General features: G+C 51.8%; 18 protein-coding genes. 14 read left to right on the top strand and 4 right to left on the bottom strand.

What is annotated here, in order from left to right:
- Window positions 1-47 precede the first annotated feature (47 nt).
- Window positions 48-395: a phage holin family protein gene (locus KCG39_RS22580; protein ID WP_142467911.1), complete on the top strand. Its 348-nt coding sequence runs from the start codon at window positions 48-50 to the stop codon at window positions 393-395.
- Window positions 396-458: 63 nt separating this feature from the next.
- Here the strand turns inward: KCG39_RS22580 and KCG39_RS22585 are convergent, their stop codons facing one another.
- Window positions 459-1,013: a glycoside hydrolase family 108 protein gene (locus KCG39_RS22585; RefSeq protein ID WP_142445042.1), complete on the bottom strand. Its 555-nt coding sequence runs from the start codon at window positions 1,011-1,013 to the stop codon at window positions 459-461.
- 18 nt (window positions 1,014-1,031) lie between these two features.
- The gene (locus KCG39_RS22590) at window positions 1,032-1,466 is read right to left on the bottom strand and encodes a winged helix-turn-helix domain-containing protein (protein ID WP_032742243.1); all 435 of its coding nucleotides are present in this window, start codon (window positions 1,464-1,466) and stop codon (window positions 1,032-1,034) included.
- Window positions 1,467-1,847: 381 nt separating this feature from the next.
- Here KCG39_RS22590 and KCG39_RS22595 point away from each other — a divergent pair, with 381 nt between their 5' ends.
- The 3 genes from KCG39_RS22595 to nhaR all read left to right on the top strand — a co-directional run bounded on the left by KCG39_RS22595 (window position 1,848) and on the right by nhaR (window position 6,320).
- A complete protein-coding gene (locus KCG39_RS22595; RefSeq protein ID WP_211811477.1) occupies window positions 1,848-3,941 on the top strand; it encodes a glycoside hydrolase family 18 protein in 2,094 nt (697 codons plus the stop codon).
- Window positions 3,942-4,192: 251 nt separating this feature from the next.
- Entirely contained in the window at window positions 4,193-5,368 is a 1,176-nt protein-coding gene (gene nhaA, locus KCG39_RS22600; RefSeq protein WP_004128772.1) for a Na+/H+ antiporter NhaA, read from the top strand.
- A gap of 52 nt (window positions 5,369-5,420) precedes the next feature.
- Entirely contained in the window at window positions 5,421-6,320 is a 900-nt protein-coding gene (gene nhaR / locus KCG39_RS22605; protein ID WP_004128775.1) for a transcriptional activator NhaR, read from the top strand.
- Window positions 6,321-6,430: 110 nt separating this feature from the next.
- Here nhaR and rpsT read toward each other — a convergent pair whose 3' ends face one another.
- Complete coding sequence (gene rpsT / locus KCG39_RS22610) at window positions 6,431-6,694, bottom strand: 30S ribosomal protein S20 (RefSeq protein WP_003018940.1); 264 nt, start codon at window positions 6,692-6,694, stop codon at window positions 6,431-6,433.
- A 330-nt stretch (window positions 6,695-7,024) separates the two neighbouring features.
- On the opposite strand from rpsT, the gene ribF reads away from it, so the two are divergent.
- The 6 genes from ribF to rihC all read left to right on the top strand — a co-directional run bounded on the left by ribF (window position 7,025) and on the right by rihC (window position 13,760).
- Window positions 7,025-7,963 (top strand): bifunctional riboflavin kinase/FAD synthetase, encoded by a 939-nt coding sequence (gene ribF, locus KCG39_RS22615; RefSeq protein ID WP_004128776.1) that lies wholly within the window; start codon window positions 7,025-7,027, stop codon window positions 7,961-7,963.
- Window positions 7,964-8,007: 44 nt separating this feature from the next.
- Entirely contained in the window at window positions 8,008-10,824 is a 2,817-nt protein-coding gene (gene ileS / locus KCG39_RS22620; protein WP_004128777.1) for an isoleucine--tRNA ligase, read from the top strand.
- Entirely contained in the window at window positions 10,824-11,324 is a 501-nt protein-coding gene (gene lspA / locus KCG39_RS22625; protein ID WP_004098485.1) for a signal peptidase II, read from the top strand. Before ileS ends, lspA begins: the two co-directional genes overlap by 1 nt.
- Before the next feature lie 54 nt (window positions 11,325-11,378).
- Window positions 11,379-11,828 (top strand): FKBP-type peptidyl-prolyl cis-trans isomerase, encoded by a 450-nt coding sequence (fkpB, locus tag KCG39_RS22630; RefSeq protein WP_004128778.1) that lies wholly within the window; start codon window positions 11,379-11,381, stop codon window positions 11,826-11,828.
- Window position 11,829: 1 nt separating this feature from the next.
- On the top strand, window positions 11,830-12,780 hold the full coding sequence (gene ispH / locus KCG39_RS22635; protein ID WP_004128779.1) for a 4-hydroxy-3-methylbut-2-enyl diphosphate reductase: 951 nt from the start codon (window positions 11,830-11,832) through the stop codon (window positions 12,778-12,780).
- A gap of 65 nt (window positions 12,781-12,845) precedes the next feature.
- Complete coding sequence (gene rihC / locus KCG39_RS22640; protein ID WP_004098488.1) at window positions 12,846-13,760, top strand: ribonucleoside hydrolase RihC; 915 nt, start codon at window positions 12,846-12,848, stop codon at window positions 13,758-13,760.
- Between the two features lie 29 nt (window positions 13,761-13,789).
- On the opposite strand, the gene KCG39_RS22645 is transcribed toward rihC, so the two are convergent.
- Entirely contained in the window at window positions 13,790-14,728 is a 939-nt protein-coding gene (locus tag KCG39_RS22645; protein ID WP_004128780.1) for a LysR family transcriptional regulator, read from the bottom strand.
- A 278-nt stretch (window positions 14,729-15,006) separates the two neighbouring features.
- Here KCG39_RS22645 and KCG39_RS22650 point away from each other — a divergent pair, with 278 nt between their 5' ends.
- The 4 genes from KCG39_RS22650 (at window position 15,007) to KCG39_RS22665 (ending at window position 21,411) form a co-directional block, all read left to right on the top strand.
- A complete protein-coding gene (locus KCG39_RS22650) occupies window positions 15,007-16,062 on the top strand; it encodes a 4-oxalomesaconate tautomerase (RefSeq protein WP_142467909.1) in 1,056 nt (351 codons plus the stop codon).
- A 107-nt stretch (window positions 16,063-16,169) separates the two neighbouring features.
- Window positions 16,170-17,603, top strand: coding sequence for an anion permease (locus KCG39_RS22655; protein WP_142467908.1), 1,434 nt, complete (start codon window positions 16,170-16,172; stop codon window positions 17,601-17,603).
- A 179-nt stretch (window positions 17,604-17,782) separates the two neighbouring features.
- On the top strand, window positions 17,783-19,042 hold the full coding sequence (locus tag KCG39_RS22660; protein ID WP_032742247.1) for an SLC13 family permease: 1,260 nt from the start codon (window positions 17,783-17,785) through the stop codon (window positions 19,040-19,042).
- Between the two features lie 77 nt (window positions 19,043-19,119).
- Entirely contained in the window at window positions 19,120-21,411 is a 2,292-nt protein-coding gene (locus tag KCG39_RS22665; RefSeq protein WP_004128791.1) for a hydratase, read from the top strand.
- Window positions 21,412-21,595: the final 184 nt, after the last annotated feature.

Here is a 21,595-nt window from a genome sequence, read left to right on the forward strand (position 1 = left end):
TAAACAGAGGTAGATTCAGAGTGTGTCATAATCATAAGGAGTCGTATATGTCAGTTCCCGCTCAGATTGAAACGCCAAAGGCGATGCTGCTTGAAATGGAAATTCTTTTTACTGTCATCGCAACCGGTGCATGGGGTGGTTTCGTCAGCTATTTGATGAAATCAAATGTCCGTAAAGCCAACCATTTGCACAAAGGTATTATCAGTTGCCTGGCGCAAATTGTTATTTCCTGTTTTACCAGCTTTCTGGTTAGCGCTGTCGCCATTGAAAAAGGCTTAAGCCTTAATATGATTTTACTTTTTTCCGGTATCGGAGGGGTATTCGCTGTACCTATATTAAAAATCGTGGGGACAAAAGTCCGGCAGATATTAAATAGTAATGATTTATTTAAATAATATCGTACAAACGAACAAGGCTCATATGAGCCTTGTTCGTTTAGTGGTGGCTGCAACGTTTTGTTAGCTGCCTGTAGGACGAAGTAATGTAACTCGATTTTTTAGCCAGCCATAGATAAACTCTTCATTTGCAGGTCGGCTCTCCGTAATACTGAGATAATAAGCGCCCTGGCTACAGTTAAGGGCCTTCAGCAGAACCTCTTCACCCTCTTTGCCTCGTATATCGAGGAAAGTGCTCAGCATCTCCAGGGTCCTTTTCCCAATAATCCCATCGGCTTTAATATCCTGATAAAAACGCTGTTCTCGGTTTAATGCGTTCAGCCAGCGCTGTAGCCAGGTGCAGGGAAAATGCGGGCCGATATTTACCGCGGCATCGCATAATTCAAACGACACGGCCCATGAGATCCGGGAAATTTTCTCAAATCCGGGTTTGATCCAGTACATATTTTCAAGAATGCTATACGCCTCAACTCGCGTTAGCTCTTTCATATCGCCTGCGTAATCGTTTGCGCGGGCGGCCGCTTCAGTGATCCCCCAGTGGGTTTCCCCGCCAAGGTCTTTTGGATGATTAACGTAGTCACCCTCGAGGTTGAGAATGCCGTCAAGAATAGGGTTCATCTGTATCTCCTTAATAAGTCAGAAAAAGGGGCGTTTTTGTCCGCGAGGGAACAAGAGGGCCAGGATTTTTTTGCAAAAGAGCATGATGGTCAATGCTGGTTTTGTGCTGGTCTCTGAATCTGCCGCTGCAATGGAAATTTGATCGTTAACCTGGATGCCCTTGCGGGGGATGGTAATCAACAGATCATTGATACCGAAAGTTTTGAGGTCTTTGCGAATGAGATAGAGGATCTGCGTCAGGTTCGCGTCATTAACATAATTTCCCCGGCTTCCCCACAGCGCCGTAGTCAGTTCCTGTCTGCCTATTACCTCCTCCTGTGCATGTTCAATAATGAAGCTTAAACATCTGGCACGCATTGCGGTCATTCTGATGACTAATGAGTTAGAGACATTTCTTAATTCATATTTCCGTTCATTGAAAATGCAATCGTCATTGATGATGTATGTTTTCACAATCATGTCCTTTTATCCGAGTGTGCGAGAGCGGTTAGAATATTAATAATCAGTTTTTTCTTATTCCATATTTCATTTTTAATATTCATCTTTTTCCTTGCAGCTTTATTGGTTGCATCACAGCTTTTAAGCATTTTTAAATTCTATTTAACTGCTTTTTTAATATTCTTTAAGAAAAAATGGTATGTTTAAGATATTCATGTTTTTTTAACTTAATGCGCGATATGTTTATTTTGATGTGAGTGATTGTTACCAGGTAGGCATAATTTAAAAATCAATTTCTCATGTGAGGTTTAGTGATTAGCTATGCCATCGATGAAAATGGATTATCTGTCTCGCAGAACGAACTGCTAATTTATTTACATTGAAAAGGAATATATCATGGCTACCAGCAAATTAATTAAGGGTGATACTCTGACTGAAACCAGTAATGCAGCAGATAGTTTTTATCCTGCTACTGAAGACAGCAAGTATAGCTATACGTCTGCCCGCGTGGCGCAACCGGTATATAACGTCTATAAAGCCGAAGCCGCTAAACCGAAAGTGTTTGGTTACTATACAGACTGGTCACAATATGATGGTCGCCTCCAGGGACAGGACACCCCGAATAACCGCGGTCGGGGTTACGATCTGGCGAGCGTTGATCCGCTGGCTTACGACAAAATTATTTTTGGCTTTATTGGTATTGTTGGTGATAAAGGTGAGAAGCAATACACCATCGAAACCGCGGCGGCGCAGACCGGTAAAACCACTCATGAGCCGACTTTCCTCGATCCGTGGGGCGATTTCCAGTCTTATGTGAACTGCAACCAGTCTACCAGCGGCTGGGATGTCGACCCAATGACCGTCACCGAACAAACTACTCACGGTATTTTAGGTGGTTTGCGCGATCTGCAGGCGAAAGCAAAACAACTGGGGCATACGCTGGCGCTGTCTATGAGTATCGGCGGCTGGTCCATGAGTAACGCTTTCCATGAAATGGCGAAAACCGATGCGGCGCGTAAAACGTTTGCTGCTGGGGTGGTAAAACTGTTCAAACAGTTCCCGATGTTCAGCGAAGTGGATATTGACTGGGAATACCCGAACAATGCGGGCAATAACAACCCATTCGGTCCGGAAGATGGCGAAAACTATGCGCTGCTTATCAAAGAGCTGAAAAAAGAGCTGGATGCAGCGGGCCGCAGCGACGTTAAAATTTCTATCGCCAGCTCCGCCGTCGTTCAGACGCTGGGTTATTCCAACGTGAAAGCGCTGCTGGAAGCTGGTCTATATGGCATCAATGTGATGACCTATGACTTCTTCGGCACCCCATGGGCGGAAACGCTGACTCATCACACCAACCTCTCTCCGCTGACCGCGGGCGGGTGGAGCGTTGAAACGGTTGTTGATTATCTGATCGGCGAAGGCTTCCCGGCTGACCGCATCAACGTAGGCTACGCTGGCTATACCCGCAATGGCCGTAACGTCGAGATTGAGAGCTTCTCTCCGCTGAAAGGCACCTACAAACCAGGCGAAGGTACCACTACCGGCTCGTTTGAATCCGGTTGCACCGAATGGTACGACACCATTTATAACTATCTGGATCTGGAAAATCAGAAAGGACGCAACGGCTTCAACGTCTATACCGATAAAGTCGCGAATGCTGATTATCTCTATAACCCGCAGTCAAAACTGTTCATGTCGCTGGATACGCCGCGTACCGTGAAAGCTAAAGGGGAATATGCAGCGAAACGGGGGTTGGGCGGCCTGTTTACCTGGACTATCGACCAGGATAACGGCGTGCTAGTAAATGCGGCGCGTGAAGGTCTGGGTTACCAGATGAGTAAAGAAGTCATCGATATGGAGCCGTTCTACTTTGAAGGTATCAACGTCGATCCGGCTGATAACGATGACGATAGCGATAAGGTCAACCATGCGCCAAAAGCAGCGATTGAACTCCTCGTTGTTGGCGGCTCCCGCGTGCAGCTGTCAGGCGCAGGCTCCACGGATGAAGACCATGATGCGCTGAGCTTCAGCTGGGGCGTACCGGTAGCGATTGACGTCGCTGATAAAACGGCACAAGTGATTGAGTTTGTGACGCCTGTAGTGACAGTAGCCACCGACTTCCAGTTCACCCTGTTTGTCCGTGACGTTCACAATGAGCCGTCCACTCAGCAGCGCTTTGTACTGACGGTCGTACCTGCGGCAAGCAGCGTTGATCCGGAACCGACTCCTGAGCCGACTCCGGAACCGACCCCGGAACCGACTCCTGAGCCGATCCCGGAACCGACTCCTGAGCCAACTCCGGAACCTGATGACTCCACGACGCCGTACCCGCTGTGGGATGCGAATACCGTCTATGGCGCAAACTGGGGTACTTTCGAGATCGTGAGCTGGAAAGGCCACAACTACCAGGTGAACTGGTGGTCCCAGGGCAATCAGCCGGATCTGAACTGCGGCGCGGGTAAGACCTGGACCGACCTCGGCGCGTATTAATCTCTTTAACGTCAATATCAGCAGACCCCGGATTTTCCGGGGTCTTCATTAGTTTCCGTGTGTACAAAATGGAACTCTATCCATAATTAAGTTTTTCCAGGACGCGATGACAGCAGGTAAGCCCGATATGTCTCGGTTTTTTTTGATTCGTAAAAACCGATCTATTTATCATGTATAATCTAATTATAACGATGATTCAGGCGGAGTAGGATAGTAATTACGAAGTATTACCCATAAAGAGATTATAAAAAGTGAAACATCTGCATCGTTTTTTTACTAGTGATGCCTCCGGAGGCATCATTCTTATCATCGCCGCGGCGCTGGCTATGCTAATGGCTAACGTCGGCCTGACTAGCGGTTGGTATCACGCTTTTCTTGAGACGCCGGTTCAGCTGAAGGTCGGCGCGCTTGAGATCAACAAGAACATGCTGTTGTGGATTAACGACGCGCTGATGGCGGTATTTTTCCTGCTTATCGGCCTTGAAGTGAAGCGTGAAATGAATCAGGGAGCATTAGCCAGCCGTCGCCAGGCGGTATTTCCGGTCGTCGCAGCGTTGGGCGGAATGGTGGTTCCGGCACTGGTCTACCTGGCGTTTAACGGCCAGGATTCGATTGCCAGAGAAGGGTGGGCGATTCCGGCAGCCACCGATATTGCCTTCGCGCTGGGCGTACTGGCGTTGCTGGGGAATAGGGTTCCCGCTGCGCTGAAGATTTTCCTGATGGCGCTGGCCATTATTGACGATCTGGGCGCAATTATTATTATTGCGTTGTTCTATACACACGACCTTTCTGTCGTGTCATTGGTTGTCGCCGCTGGAGCCATTGTTGTGCTGACGGCATTAAATCTGTGCGGCGTACGGCGTACCGGGATCTATATCCTGGTGGGCGCCATACTCTGGACCGCGGTTCTTAAGTCGGGGGTGCACGCCACGCTGGCTGGGGTTATTGTCGGCTTTATGATCCCACTAAAAGAGCAGAACGGTAAATCGCCGGCGAAGCAGCTTGAGCACGTGCTGCATCCGTGGGTGGCATTCCTGATCCTGCCGCTGTTCGCCTTCGCTAACGCGGGCGTTTCTTTGCAAGGGGTCACGGTAGAAGGGCTGACCTCACTGCTGCCGTTGGGTATCATTGCCGGGCTGTTTATCGGTAAGCCGTTGGGTATTAGCGTATTCTGCTGGCTGGCGCTGAAGCTGAAATGGGCCTCGTTACCCGAAGGGACCACCTGTAGGCAAATTATGGCGGTGGGCATCCTGTGTGGGATTGGCTTCACAATGTCGATTTTTATTGCCACCCTGGCCTTCGGCAGCGTCGACCCCGGATTGATCAACTGGGCCAAGCTTGGCATCCTGATTGGATCGATACTATCGGCCGTCACGGGATACATCATATTGCGTAAGCGCGTAACGGATTCGGGCTACGCGGCTTAACATCTCACGGGGAGCCGGCTACGGCTCTCCTGACATTATCAGGGAGAGAAGCATGTCGCACATCAACTACAATCACCTGTACTACTTCTGGCACGTCTACAAAGAAGGCTCCGTTGTCGGTGCCGCTGAAGCGCTGTTCCTGACGCCGCAGACCATTACCGGGCAAATTAAGGCCCTGGAAGAACGCCTGCAAGGGAAATTGTTTAAGCGCAAAGGAAGAGGGCTGGAGCCTAGCGAATTAGGTGAACTGGTATTCCGCTATGCGGATCGCATGTTTACGCTAAGCCAGGAAATGCTCGATATCGTTAACTATCGTAAAGAGTCGAATCTGCTGTTTGATGTTGGCGTCGCGGACGCGCTGTCGAAACGGTTGGTTAGCGGCGTACTGGATGCCGCCGTCGTCGATAACGAACAGATCCATTTACGCTGTTTCGAGTCGACCCATGAAATGCTGCTTGAGCAGCTAAGCCAGCATAAGCTCGATATGATCATCTCCGACTGTCCCATCGATTCCACCCAGCAGGAAGGGCTATTTTCGGTAAAAATTGGCGAGTGTAGTGTGAGCTTCTGGTGCATGAATCCGCCGCCGGAAAGACCGTTCCCCGGCTGTCTGGAAGAACGTCGGCTGCTGATCCCCGGCCGTCGTTCCATGCTAGGGCGCAAGCTGCTCAACTGGTTTAACTCGCAGGGGCTACAGGTGGAAATTCTGGGCGAGTTCGACGATGCGGCGTTGATGAAGGCCTTCGGCGCGGCGCACAATGCGATATTCGTTGCGCCGACGCTGTATGCGCATGATTTTTATAGCGATGAATCGATAGTTGAGATCGGGCGCATGGACAACGTTATGGAGGAGTATCACGCCATCTTTGCGGAACGAATGATCCAGCATCCGGCGGTGCAGCGGATTTGTAACCGTGACTATTCGGCGCTTTTTACGCCGCCTCAGGCATAGGGCTGCATGAGGAAAATGCCGAGGCCGGGTTCAGGCTCCAGCGTAATAAATGGCAGACATAAAAAAACCCGCTTTCGCGGGTTTTTTTCAAAGCGACAACGCGCGGGCGATTAAGCCAGTTTGTTGATCTGAGCGGTCAGGTTTGCTTTATGACGCGCAGCTTTGTTTTTGTGGATCAGACCTTTAGCAGCCTGACGGTCCACGATTGGTTGCATTTCGTTAAATGCTTTCAGTGCAGTAGCTTTGTCGCCAGCTTCGATAGCTGCGTATACTTTCTTGATGAAAGTACGCATCATAGAGCGACGGCTAGCGTTGTGCTTGCGGGCCTTTTCAGACTGAACGGCGCGCTTCTTAGCTGATTTGATATTAGCCAAGGTCCAACTCCCAAATGTGTTCTATATGGACAATTCAAAGGCCGAGGAGAATGCCCGTTTAGCCTTCTTTTGTCAATGGATTTGTGCAAATAAGCGTCGTTCAAACTAACAACGCTTCATTACGTAGTGATGGCGCAAGATTCTACCAGCTTGTTGCTGGCGAATACAGCCTTTCGACCATAAAAATCGACGACGCCGGAGAGATTTTCCCGCAATCTCGCGCTGAGTGAATGAATTACCGGGATCTTTCAGTGAAGAGGTGCAATCGCTGGTTAACGTCGCCAGTTGTACAAGGTATACTCGGACGATTTTCACTGTTTTGAGCCAGACATGAAGCTGATACGCGGCATACATAATCTCAGTCAGGCCCCGCACGGGTGCGTGCTGACCATTGGAAATTTTGACGGCGTGCATCGCGGGCACCAGGCATTATTGCAGCGTTTGCGCGCAGAAGGCCGCCAGCGTGGCTTACCGGTGGTGGTGATGATTTTTGAACCGCAGCCGCTTGAGCTTTTTGCCGCCGATAAAGCGCCAGCGCGATTAACGCGCCTGCGTGAGAAGCTGAACTATCTGGCCGAAAGCGGCGTCGATTACGTCCTGTGCGTGCGCTTCGATCGGCGCTTTGCCGCATTGACCGCCCAGGACTTTATCAGCGAACTGCTGGTCCGCCAACTGGGTGTCCAGTTCCTCGCCGTTGGCGATGATTTCCGCTTTGGCGCGGGTCGCCAGGGGGATTTTTTGTTATTACAAAAAGCCGGCGTGGAGTATGGCTTTGACGTCACCAGCACCCAAACCTTCTGTGAAGGCGGTGTGCGCATCAGCAGCACGGCGGTGCGCCAGGCGCTGGCTGACGACGATCTGCCCCTCGCGGAGACGCTGCTGGGGCATCCGTTTACCATCTCCGGGCGCGTAGTGCACGGCGATGAGCTCGGGCGCACAATAGGCTTCCCGACGGCGAATTTACCGCTGCGCCGTCAGGTTTCCCCGGTAAAAGGGGTCTATGCGGTAGAAGTGACAGGGCTTGGCGACAAACCGTTTATGGGGGTCGCCAACATTGGTACTCGTCCAACGGTATCCGGCGTGCGTCAGCAGCTGGAAGTTCATCTCCTGGATGTTGTAATGGACCTCTACGGTCGCCATATAGATGTAATACTGCGTAAAAAAATACGTAACGAGCAGCGATTTGCGTCGCTTGATGAACTAAAAACGCAAATCGCACGTGATGAGTTAACGGCCCGCGACTTCTTTGGGCTAACCGGACAGGCATAACCCTGACGGTGTTTATCAAACCGAAATACGGAACCGAGAATCTGATGAGTGACTATAAATCGACCCTGAATTTGCCGGAAACAGGGTTCCCGATGCGCGGCGACCTCGCCAAGCGTGAACCGGGAATGCTGGCGCGTTGGACCGATGATGACCTGTACGGCATCATTCGTGCAGCCAAAAAAGGCAAAAAAACCTTCATTCTGCATGATGGCCCTCCTTATGCGAATGGCAGCATTCATATTGGTCACTCGGTTAACAAGATTCTGAAAGACATTATCGTTAAGTCCAAAGGGCTGGCGGGCTATGACTCTCCGTACGTACCGGGCTGGGACTGTCATGGTCTGCCGATCGAGCTGAAAGTGGAGCAGGAGTACGGCAAGCCGGGCGAGAAATTCACCGCTGCCGAGTTCCGCGCCAAGTGCCGCGAATACGCCGCCACCCAGGTTGATGGACAGCGTAAAGACTTTATCCGTCTGGGCGTGCTCGGCGACTGGTCGCACCCGTACCTGACCATGGATTTCAAAACCGAAGCCAACATCATCCGCGCGCTGGGTAAAATCATCGGCAACGGCCACCTGCACAAAGGCGCTAAGCCGGTGCACTGGTGTGTAGACTGTCGCTCAGCGCTGGCGGAAGCGGAAGTTGAGTATTACGACAAAACCTCCCCGTCCATCGACGTGGCGTTCCACGCGACCGATAAAGCGGCGGTGCTGGCAAAATTCGGTGTGGCGGACGTCAACGGCCCGGTTTCTCTGGTTATCTGGACCACCACCCCGTGGACCCTGCCGGCGAACCGCGCCATCTCCCTCTCCCCGGCGTTTGACTATGCGCTGGTGCAGGTTGACGGTCAGGCGCTGATCCTGGCGAAAGACCTGGTCGAAAGCGTGATGAAGCGCGCCGGCATTGCTGATTACACCATCCTGGCGGTGGTGAACGGTGCCGAGCTGGAGCTGATGCGCTTTAAGCATCCGTTCCTCGATTTCGACGTCCCGGCGATCCTGGGCGATCACGTCACGCTGGACGCGGGTACCGGTGCGGTACATACCGCGCCAGGCCACGGCCCGGATGACTATGTCATCGGTCAAAAATATGGTCTGGAAGTCGCTAACCCGGTTGGCCCGGACGGCGCCTATCTGCCGGGAACTTACCCGACGCTGGACGGCGTAAACGTCTTCAAAGCCAACGAGGTTGTCGTTGCGCTGTTGTCAGAAAAAGGCGCGCTGCTGCACGTTGAAAAAATGCAGCACAGCTACCCGTGCTGCTGGCGCCACAAAACGCCAATCATCTTCCGCGCCACGCCGCAGTGGTTCGTGAGCATGGATCAAAAAGGCCTGCGCGCGCAGTCGCTTTCCGAAATCAAAGGCGTGCAGTGGATCCCGGACTGGGGCCAGGCGCGTATCGAATCGATGGTCGCCAACCGTCCTGACTGGTGTATCTCCCGTCAGCGCACCTGGGGCGTACCGATGTCGCTGTTCGTGCATAAAGAGACGCAAGAGCTGCACCCGCGTACGCTGGAGCTGATGGAAGAAGTCGCTAAACGCGTAGAAGTCGACGGCATCCAGGCGTGGTGGGATCTCGATTCCCGCGATATCCTCGGCGCCGACGCGGATAGCTACGAGAAGGTGCCGGATACGCTGGACGTGTGGTTTGACTCCGGGTCGACCCACTCCTCCGTTGTTGACGTGCGTCCGGAATTTACCGGTCACGCCGCCGATATGTATCTGGAAGGTTCCGACCAGCACCGCGGCTGGTTCATGTCATCCCTGATGATCTCTACCGCGATGAAGGGCAAAGCGCCTTATCGCCAGGTACTGACCCACGGCTTTACCGTTGATGGTCAGGGCCGCAAGATGTCCAAATCCATCGGCAACACCGTTTCTCCGCAGGACGTGATGAACAAGCTGGGGGCGGATATTCTGCGCCTGTGGGTGGCTTCCACCGACTACACCGGCGAGATGGCCGTCTCCGACGAGATCCTCAAACGCGCCGCCGACAGCTATCGTCGTATCCGTAACACCGCGCGCTTCCTGCTGGCGAACCTCAACGGCTTCGACCCGGCAAAAGACATGGTGAAACCGGAAGAGATGGTCGTGCTGGACCGCTGGGCCGTAGGCTGTGCGCAAGCAGCGCAGGACGATATCGTCAAAGCCTACGAATCTTACGATTTCCACGAAGTGGTGCAGCGCCTGATGCGCTTCTGCTCCATCGAAATGGGTTCGTTCTGGCTCGATATCATTAAAGATCGCCAGTACACCACCAAGGCGGACAGCATCGCGCGTCGTAGCTGCCAGACCGCGCTGTACCATATTGCCGAAGCGCTGGTGCGCTGGATGGCGCCGATCATGTCCTTTACCGCTGACGAAATCTGGGGTTACCTGCCGGGCGACCGCGAGAAATACGTCTTTACCGGCGAATGGTATACCGGCCTGTTTGGCCTGGACGCGGACGAAGCGATGAACGACGGCTTCTGGGACGCGCTGCTGAAGGTGCGTGGCGAAGTCAATAAGGTCATTGAGCAGGCGCGTACGGATAAGCAGGTTGGCGGCTCGCTGGAGGCGGCAGTGACGCTCTACGCCGATGCCGATCTGGCGGCGAAGCTGAACGCGCTGGGCGATGAATTACGATTTGTCCTGTTGACCTCAGGGGCGAAAGTTGCCGATTATGCGCAGGCTCCGGCCGACGCCTGGCAGAGTGAGCTGCTGAAAGGCCTGAAAGTCGTGCTGAGCAAAGCCGAAGGTGACAAGTGCCCGCGCTGCTGGCATTACACCACGGATATCGGCAAGGTGGCGGAACACGCGGATATCTGCGGACGCTGTGTCAGCAACATCGCCGGTGACGGCGAAAAACGTAAGTTTGCCTGATGAGTAAACCGATTTGTTCAACGGGGCTACGCTGGCTGTGGGTCGTCGTAGCCGTGCTGATTATCGATTTAGGCAGTAAATTCCTGATCCTCCAGAACTTTGCTCTGGGGGATACGGTATCGCTGTTCCCATCGCTTAATCTGCACTATGCGCGCAACTATGGCGCGGCTTTTAGCTTCCTTGCCGACAGCGGCGGCTGGCAGCGCTGGTTCTTCGCCGGTATCGCTATCGGTATCTGCGTGATCCTCGCGGTGCTGATGTATCGTTCTAAGGCGACGCAGAAGCTGAATAACATTGCCTATGCGCTGATTATTGGCGGCGCGCTGGGGAATTTATTCGACAGGCTGTGGCATGGTTTTGTCGTCGATATGATCGATTTCTACGTCGGGAACTGGCACTTCGCCACCTTCAACCTCGCCGATACCGCTATCTGTATCGGCGCGGCGCTGATCGTGCTGGAAGGCTTCTTACCGAACGCGGCAGCGAAGAAACAGGCGTAACAAAACTCGCCCGGCGGCGCCACCGCCGCCGGGTAAAACAAGTGAGCAACCTGCATGTCTAAATCAGTACAGAGCAACAGTGCGGTGCTGGTGCACTTCACCTTAAAGCTCGACGACGGCTCCACCGCAGAGTCAACCCGCAATAACGGTAAACCCGCGCTCTTTCGCCTGGGCGATACCTCGCTTTCTGAAGGCCTGGAACAGCATCTGCTGGGGCTGAAAGAAGGGGATAAAACCACCTTTTCGCTGGAGCCGGACGCTGCATTTGGCGTACCGAGCCCGGACCTGATCCAATACTTCTCGCGCCGGGAATTTATCGACGCGGGCGAGCCGGAAGTCGGCGCGATTATGCTCTTTACCGCAATGGATGGCAGCGAAATGCCCGGCGTGATCCGCGAAGTGAACGGCGATTCGATCACCGTTGATTTCAACCACCCGCTGGCTGGGCGTACCGTTCATTTTGATGTTGACGTGCTGGAGATCGATCCGGCGCTGGAGGGGTAAGATGCAGATTCTGTTGGCTAACCCGCGCGGCTTCTGCGCAGGCGTTGACCGCGCTATCAGCATTGTTGAAAACGCGCTGACGCTATACGGCGCGCCGATCTACGTGCGTCATGAAGTCGTGCACAACCGTTATGTTGTCGACAGCCTGCGTCAACGCGGTGCGATTTTTATCGAGCAGATTAGCGAAGTGCCGGACGGCGCAATCCTGATCTTCTCCGCCCACGGCGTCTCTCAGGCCGTTCGCAACGAGGCGAAAAGCCGCGATCTGACGGTGTTTGACGCCACCTGTCCTCTGGTCACCAAAGTGCATATGGAAGTCGCCCGCGCCAGCCGTCGCGGCGAAGAATCCATTTTGATTGGCCACGCTGGTCACCCGGAAGTCGAAGGCACCATGGGCCAGTACAGCAACCCGCTGGGGGGAATGTACCTGGTGGAATCGCCGGACGATGTCTGGACGCTGGACGTGAAAAACGACGCTAAACTGTCGTTTATGACCCAGACGACGCTCTCCGTCGACGATACCTCCGACGTGATTGACGCTCTGCGCGAGCGTTTCCCGAAAATCGTCGGGCCGCGTAAAGATGATATCTGCTACGCCACGACTAACCGTCAGGAAGCCGTCCGCGCGCTGGCCGGGCAGGCCGATGTGGTGCTGGTGGTGGGGTCGAAGAACTCCTCGAACTCTAACCGCCTTGCCGAGCTGGCCCAGCGGATGGGAAAAGCGGCCTATCTGATTGACGACGCGACCGATATCCAGGAAGCCTGGGTGAAAGAAGCGGGCTGCGTCGGCGTGACCGCGGGCGCATCGGCGCCGGATATCCTGGTACAGAATGTGATTTCGCGTTTGCAGGAGCTGGGCGGTGGCGATGCGGTGCCGCTGGAAGGCCGCGAAGAGAACATTGTTTTCGAGGTGCCGAAAGAGCTGCGCGTAGATGTCCGTGAAGTAGAGTAAGTTCTTTTCTGCTGCAGTATGAGAAGATGCCAGACTTAACGTCTGGCATTTTTTATGGAGAAACGATGCGCTTACCTATCATTCTGGATACCGATCCCGGCATTGATGATGCCGCGGCGATTGCCGCCGCGCTATTCGCCCCCGAGCTTGATCTGCAGCTGATGACCACGGTAGCGGGCAACGTGTCGGTGGAGAAAACGACCCGCAACGCCCTTCAGCTTCTGCATTTCTGGAACGCCGATGTTCCCCTGGCCCAGGGCGCGTCGATGCCGCTGGTTCGCCCTCTGCGCGACGCCGCCTCGGTGCACGGCGAGTCCGGGATGGAAGGCTACGATTTCGTTGAACATCACCGCCAGCCGCTGGCGAAACCGGCGTTTCAGGCGATCCGCGACGCGCTGATGCACGCCCCGGAGCCGATGACCCTGGTGGCGATCGGCCCGCTAACCAATATTGCGCTACTGCTGACCCAGTACCCAGAATGCCGCTTTAATATCCGTCGCCTGGTGATCATGGGCGGCTCCGCCGGGCGCGGCAATTTTACGCCGAACGCGGAATTTAACATCGCCATCGACCCGGAAGCGGCGGCTAAAGTGTTCAACAGCGGGTTGGATATCGTCATGTGCGGGCTGGACGTCACTAATCAGGCGATGCTGGCGCCGGATTATCTCGCCACTCTGCCGACGTTGAATCAGACCGGGAAAATGCTGCACGCGCTGTTTAGCCACTACCGTAGCGGCAGCATGAGCAGCGGTCTGCGTATGCACGACCTGTGCGCGATTGCGTGGCTGGTTCGCCCGCAGCTTTTTACCCTTGCACCGTGCTTCGTGGCGGTAGAAACCCAGGGTACATGGACTTCAGGCACCACGGTGGTGGATATCGAAGGTAAACTTGGCCAACCGGCAAATGCGCAGGTGGCGCTGGGGCTGGATGTCGAAGGATTTCAGCGCTGGGCGGCCGAGGTGATTGCGTTGGCGCCCTAGCCCGGTGATAAAGCGGCCGGGCATGGTGCTCAGGTGTTTTGAATGGGGTCGACGACGTTGCGCCATAACGTGCCCGCTTCATCGGTCCACATCAGCAGTAGTAGCGACGCTAATCGTTCTGCCGCCGCGGAAAGGGGCCGGTTCTTTACGCGGATCATACCAAGCGTGCGCCGGATCACCGGCTCGACAAGCGGAACGCTCACGACGGTGCTGTTGCCGCTATGGGGCATCGCCAGACAGGGGAGCGCTGAGACGCCCAGCCCGGCTTCGACAAGACCGAGCGAGGTCGACAAGTGTCGGACTTCATAAAACCAATCCAGTCGCCAGGGCTTATCCGCCAGGCATTTCTCGATTAACTGTCTGTTGCCGCTTGATTTCCTGACGCCGATTAAGGTTTGGCTCACCAGTTCACGCCACTCGACTAATTGTCTCCCCGCCAGCGGATGGTCTTGCCGACACGCCAGAACGAAAGGTTCATTCACCAGAGGGATAAAATCGATGTCTGGATATGTGATGAAGTTCATATTTATTCCAAAATCAACATCGCCTTTGCGTACTGAGTTCATGCACGTTTCTATACCTTGTTCATAAATTCGTACTTTGATGTTGGGATAGCTTTGATTAAATTGCACGATAGCACGCGGTAAAAAGTAAAATACGGCGGTCGGAATGCAAGATAGCGTCACCGTATCATGTATTTGAGACGTTAAATCGTTGAGGTTAAATATTGCCGCATCAAGGCTGGCAATCAACGCTTTGGCCTTTGGGAGAAGCATTTTTCCGGCCTGAGTAAGCGCAATTTTTCGCGTGGTTCGTTCGAACAACGCAATGTTCAGATTACCCTCTATTTTTTTTATTTTTTTGGTCAGCGCGGGTTGCGTGAGATTGAGCTGCTCGGCTGCTTTACTAAATGAGCCAAGCTCCGCAACCGTGACAAAGGCTTTCATACCGGATAGTTCATTTTTCATTATTGCTCCGTAGGGTTTAATAAGCGTTTCTCTAAGTAGATGACAAGTCATTATTAAGCGGGAGTATTTTTTAATTAATGCTCAGCAGGAATAACTCTTATGGCAAAATTTTATCAACCGGTGAAATTCTTGCAAGTAGAATGAATTTGTAAAATGCCTGAGGTGATTGTTTTGGCCGTTAATTAAGTAAATAAAAATCTTAAAAAACATAAAACCAATTAAATTCACGAAGCCGTTTTACACCATTCTTCTATTTCTTAGCGAATAAGGAACATGCTATGAAGAGCATTCCCTGTGTATTAATGCGTGGCGGGACATCGAAAGGTGCCTTTTTATTAGCAGATGATTTACCCAAGGATATTCAGCAACGTGATGACTGCTTATTAGCGATCATGGGCTCGGGTCATGAGCTGGAAATTGACGGCATTGGCGGAGGGAGCCCACAAACCAGTAAGGTGGCGATTATCAGTCAATCGCTTAGCGAAGAAGCGGATATCGATTATCTGTTTGTTCAGGTCATCGTCAATGAACGGCGGGTGGATACGACGCCAAACTGCGGCAATATGCTGTGTGCGGTAGGCGGCTTTGCGATTGAGCATGGGTTAGTTGAGGCGGCGTCTCCGGTTACGCGAGTGCGTATAAGAAACGTGAACACCAATACTTTTATTGATGCTGACGTTCAAACACCTGAAGGAAAGGTTATCTATGAAGGGGATAGCCAAATCGATGGCGTTCCGGGCCGCGCTGCGCCGGTGGCATTGACTTTTTTGAATGCGGCGGGGGCAAAATCCGGACGCCTTTTTCCGACAGGTAATCGCATGGACGTATTCGATAATGTGCGAGTGACCTGTATTGATATGGCGATGCCCATGGTGGTGATCCCGGCTCAGAGTCTGGGCAAAACCGGATATGAATCTGCAAGTGAATTAGATCGGGATAGCGCGTTATTAAAATCGCTTGAATCTATTCGTACCCAGGCTGGCAAGGCGATGGGGTTTGGGGATGTAACTAATATGGTTATCCCTAAACCGGTTCTGATTTCTCCTGCGCTAAGTGGCGGAAGTATAAACGTACGCTATTTTATGCCGCATAATTGCCATAAATCGCTGGCGATTACCGGTGCTATCGGTCTGGCAAGCGCATGTATTATTCCGGAAACCATTGCTAATGAACTGACGAATCTATCAGGCGACGGAATCATTAAAGTCGAACATCCCAGCGGCGGTATTGAAGTCGACTTAAGTCAGACTGCTGAACGCCCAGAAAATATCCGCGCATCGGTTATTCGCACCGCGCGGAAGATCCTTTCAGGAACGGTTTACATTCCCGAATAAATACCCACTCTCTTAGTATCTATAAAAATACCCGGAATCGGGGAGGGGAGTGATGTGAATACGTTTCACCAGCATCCTTAAATATTGATTACAGGGAAAGAATGGAAATGCAAAAGAATAAATTATGGAAGCTGCTTGTTATAATAGCAATACCGTTACTCATCAGTTTATTCCCAGCGCCAGAAGGGTTATCAAATCTTGCCTGGGTATTATCCGGTATCTATCTGGCAGCGATCGTCGGGTTAGTCATTAAACCCTTTGCTGAGCCCGTGGTCCTCCTGATCGCGGTAGCCGCATCAATGGTGGTCGTGGGAAATTTAGGCGACGGTTCGATAAAAGCGGCCAGCGTGTTAAGCGGATATTCATCAGGTACCACCTGGTTGGTGTTTTCTGCATTTACTCTGAGCGCGGCATTTGTCATTACCGGATTGGGTAAAAGAATTGCGTATATTCTGATCGGCAAAATTGGTAGTACGACGTTGGGCCTGGGCTATGTTACCGCTTTTCTTGACCTGATTCTGGCGCCCGCCACGCCGTCGAATACGGCCCGTGCCGGCGGCATCGTCTTACCCATAATCAATAGTGTCGCCGTCGCCTTAGGGTCAGAGCCGGAGAGGAGCGCGAAGCGCGTGGGCCATTACCTCATGCTGAACATCTATATGGTCACTAAAACGACCAGCTACATGTTCTTCACCGCTATGGCCGGGAATATCCTTGCGCTGAAAATGATCGAAGATATTTGCCACATAAAATTGAGCTGGGGAGGATGGGCGCTGGCCGCTGGACTACCTGGCATCATTATGTTGCTGCTGACGCCGCTGATTACCTACAAGCTATATCCGCCAGAATTAAAGCGAGTTGATAATAAAAAGATCGCTCAGACAGGCATAGACGCTTTGGGGCCCATGACGGTGCGGGAAAAGATGCTGTCTTGCCTCTTTGTTCTTGCGCTCGGCGGTTGGGTATTCAGCAGCGCCCTGGGGGTCAATGAGTCTACTGTTGCAATCTGTGTAATGGCGCTGATGCTGGTATTGAAAATCGTGACCTGGGATGACGTGATTAAGAATAAGGGGGGGTGGAATACGCTCATATGGTACGGTGGTATTATTGGTTTAAGTTCCCTGCTCTCTAAAGTTGGCTTTTTCTTATGGCTGGCTGAATTATTAAAAAATAATATTTCATTTAACGGTCATGGTAATGTTGCTTTCATCGTTATTGTTGCCTTAAGCATTTTAGTTCGTTACTTCTTTGCGTCGGGTAGCGCTTATATTGTCGCCATGGTACCGGTCTTTGCCATGCTGGCGAATGTTTCTGGCGCGCCGGTCATGCTAACCGCGCTGGCCTTACTCTTCAGCAACTCTTATGGTGGCATGGTAACCCACTACGGCGGGGCTGCAGGGCCAGTTATTTTTGGCGTTGGCTATAATGATATTAAATCATGGTGGATTATCGGTGGAATATTAGCGTTACTTACTTTCCTCCTGCAAATCACGCTAGGGGTATGGTGGTGGGAAATATTAATCGCCTGGAAGGTAATTTAAACTATTCTTGAGAAAATGATGGATTACCTGGGCATCGCAGGATGCCCATGGGCAAGATTTATTATTCAGAGCGGCATGGAGCTTTTCTGTTGTTTTATTTGAGCGTTTAAGTGTGGGTGAAGTTACCTGATTTTAAATATGATTATATGGCCTTTGATAAGGTGAGGTGTGATATATTTATGTCTCCAGTTACGATTACATTGTCGCTATTGGTTTTTTCTGTAGTAATGTTTGTGTGGGAAAAAATCCCTTTGGCTGTAACGGCCATGATTGTTTGTATTACCTTGGTGGTTACCGGCGTTTTTGATGTGCAAACGGCATTTTCCGGTTTTATTAATCAAAATGTCATTTTGTTTGTGGCAATGTTTGTGGTTGGCGGAGCCTTATTTGAAACCGGCGTAACGGATAAGATTGGCGGTATTGTGACGCGTTATGCGCGGAGCGAAAAGCAGCTCATTGTCATCATTATGTTAGTCTGTGGGATCCTTTCCGGAGTATTGTCCAATACCGGCACGGCGGCGGTTTTAATTCCTGTGGTGATAGGCGCAGCGATAAAATCAGGGTACGCCCGCTCTCGACTGCTTATGCCACTGGCGTGTGCCTCTGCGTTGGGCGGAAATCTTTCGCTGATCGGTTCACCCGGCAACCTGATCGCGCAATCGGCGCTGGAACAGGTTGGCCAAAGTTTTAGCTTTTTTGAATATGCTAAGTTAGGTATTCCCATGTTAGCCTGCGGTATTCTCTATTTTGTGACTATCGGCTACCGGATATTACCCGACAAAAATACGCTCCAGAAGCACGGCGTTGAAAGCATCAGGACGGTCGATTGCCCGACGTACAAGCAGGTGATTGCGCTGGCGGTATTGATCGCGACGGTATTGGGCATGATCTTCGAAAAGAGCATTGGTATACCGATTGCGATTATTGGTTCGATTGGTGCTTTATCGTTGGTTATTACCCGGGTGATTACTGAAAAACAGGCCTACCAGGCCATCGACTCGCAAACGATTTTCCTGTTCGGCGGCACTCTGGCATTAGCAAAGGCGCTGGAAACCACCGGTGCTGGGGCGATCATGGCGCGCTCAATAATAGATTTGCTCGGGGACCAGGCCTCGCCTTTCTTACTTTTAAGCGCCGTATTAATCATCTCCTGTATTTTAACCAATTTTATGTCGAATACGGCAACGGCGGCTTTATTAATGCCGATTGGCCTGTCTATTGCCCATTCGATGGGCGCCGATCCTCGGGCGGTGTTAATGGCGATTGTTATCGGCTGTTCATGCGCTTATGCGACGCCAGTGGGAACGCCTGCCAATATGATGATTTTTTCCGCCGGCGGATATAAGTTTGTCGACTATGTAAAAGTTGGCTTGCCGCTTATGTTGATATCGGTAATTGTGAGCTTTATCTTGCTGCCCATTTTCTTTCCATTTTATTAATTGCGGTCAGCGATTTTTTAAAATAAGTAGGGCTAATCGTTCAGGCGTGATTTTTTCTACATCTAAGGATATATGTCATGATTAAATTATATGACCATGGAGTCTATATCTCGCATCAGCATGGTATTATTTGTGCTGATAATCACTCAGCCGCGGTAGAGGAGAAGGAGGAGGCGCGCAAGAGAACGATCTCGTGGTCGATTCTCTCCGCACATAATACGTCAGGGAATGATCGTAAGTTAAAAATTAAGTTTGATTCGATGGCTTCCCACGATATTACTTTTGTGGGCATCATCCAGACCGCTAAGGCATCAGGAATGGAGCGTTTTCCATTACCATATGTTTTAACGAATTGTCATAACTCGCTTTGCGCAGTCGGCGGCACGATCAATAGCGATGACCATATATTTGGTTTGTCATCAGCGCAAAAATATGGCGGCATTTATGTCCCGCCCCATATTTCCGTTATTCATCAATATATGCGTGAGATGATGGCCGGCGGCGGGAAAATGATACTGGGCTCAGACAGCCATACCCGGTATGGCGCGCTGGGAACGATGGCGGTTGGCGAGGGGGGCGGAGAGTTAGTTAAACAGCTGCTGGGTGAGACCTGGGATATTGATTATCCAGAGGTGGTTGCGGTGTATCTGACGGGTAAACCTTCGCCCGGCGTTGGCCCTCAGGATATTGCCCTGGCGATAATTGGCGCGGTGTTCGAGCGCGGTTACGTGAAAAATAAAATTATGGAATTTGTTGGCCCGGGCGTGGCGACGATGTCTACCGACTTCAGAAATAGCGTGGATGTGATGACAACAGAGACCACGTGTCTATCGTCTATCTGGCAAACCGATGAAGAGACCAAACACTACTTACGTATTCATGGCAGGGAGCAGGACTATTGTCCGCTCTCAGCGAAAGAGATGGCATACTATGATGGCTGCATAGAGGTGGACTTAAGTAGTATCAAGCCGATGATCGCCTTGCCCTTTCATCCCGCCAACGTCTACGAAATTGATACGCTTAATGACAATTTGCAGGATATTTTGCATGAGGTCGAAACGGCGGCCGATAAAATTTCCCAGGGACGCGCAGCGCTCACCCTGCGGGATAAAATCGAAAATGGTAAGCTGCGGATTCAGCAAGGGATCATCGCCGGTTGCGCCGGCGGAAACTATGTTAACGTGGTCGAAGCGGCGCATGCCTTAAAAAACCACTCCTGTGGTGACAACGCTTTCTCTCTGTCGATATATCCCTCCTCCCAACCGGTATTGATGGACCTGACTAAAAAAGGCATGACCAGCGCGCTGTTGAGCGCCGGCGCGATTATGCGCACCGCATTTTGTGGACCCTGTTTTGGCGCAGGCGATACGCCCATGCATAACGGATTAAGCATTCGCCACACGACGCGTAATTTTCCAAACCGGGAAGGATCAAAACCGGGGAATGGGCAAATGTCGGCTGTCGCGCTGATGGATGCCCGCTCCATTGCGGCGACGGCAGCCAATGGGGGCGTGCTGACATCGGCTTGCGAACTCGATTGCTGGGAAAACATTCCGCAGTATGAATTTGATGCTTCGCCTTATAAAAATCGCGTTTATCAAGGCTTTATTAAGGGGGCGACGCAACAATCGCTGATTTATGGTCCGAATATTAAAGACTGGCCGGAGATGAGTGCGCTAACGGAAAATATTCTGTTAAACGTGACCTCAAAGATAATGGATCCGGTGACCACCACCGATGAACTAATTCCATCCGGAGAAACCTCATCATTCCGCTCCAATCCTTTAGGGCTGGCCGAGTTTACCCTTTCACGACGCGATCCGGGCTACGTTGGCCGCAGTAAGAAGATTGCCGCTCTGGAAACACTGCGGATGACAGGCGACAACCCTTGCCGTCTGGAGCCGGAGCTTGAGGCGGTTTTTTCTCGGATCCGGCAACTGCCGGGACAGGAAAATGTCACCCTCGAGCAGACGGAGATAGGCAGTATGGTGTATGCGGTTAAACCCGGCGATGGCTCCGCGCGCGAGCAGGCTGCCAGCTGCCAGCGAGTCCTTGGCGGCCTGGCGAATATTGCCCAGCAGTATGCGACCAAGCGCTATCGTTCAAACGTTATCAACTGGGGGATGCTGCCGCTGCAGATGGAGGCGCTGCCGGAGTTTGAAGTGGGCGACTTTATCTATATCCCGGGAATCAAGTCAGCTTTGGAAAGCGATCTGAGCCAGATTACCGCCTTCGTGATTAGCCCTCAGCATCCCGTCAAAGAGATCTCGCTTTATATGGAGGGATTAACCGCATCAGAGCGGGAGATTATTAAAGCGGGGAGCTTAATTAATTATAATAAATTACACTTAACAACCCACCAACATTAAATGATATTCATCGTCAAGATGAATAAGCGGGGATGATATATCATCCCCGTTTTATTTATAGTCGAGATAAAATAACTCACGTTCAAAATTCTTGCTGCTTTACGCTATCGCACGATGGGTTATTCTGGCGTAATCTCTCCGGTACGCAGCCAATACTGGATTGGGCTATGAACAGGGAGAGAAA

Origin of the sequence: Klebsiella pasteurii (assembly GCF_018139045.1) — a bacterium.
In the GTDB taxonomy this organism is placed as follows: domain Bacteria; phylum Pseudomonadota; class Gammaproteobacteria; order Enterobacterales; family Enterobacteriaceae; genus Klebsiella; species Klebsiella grimontii.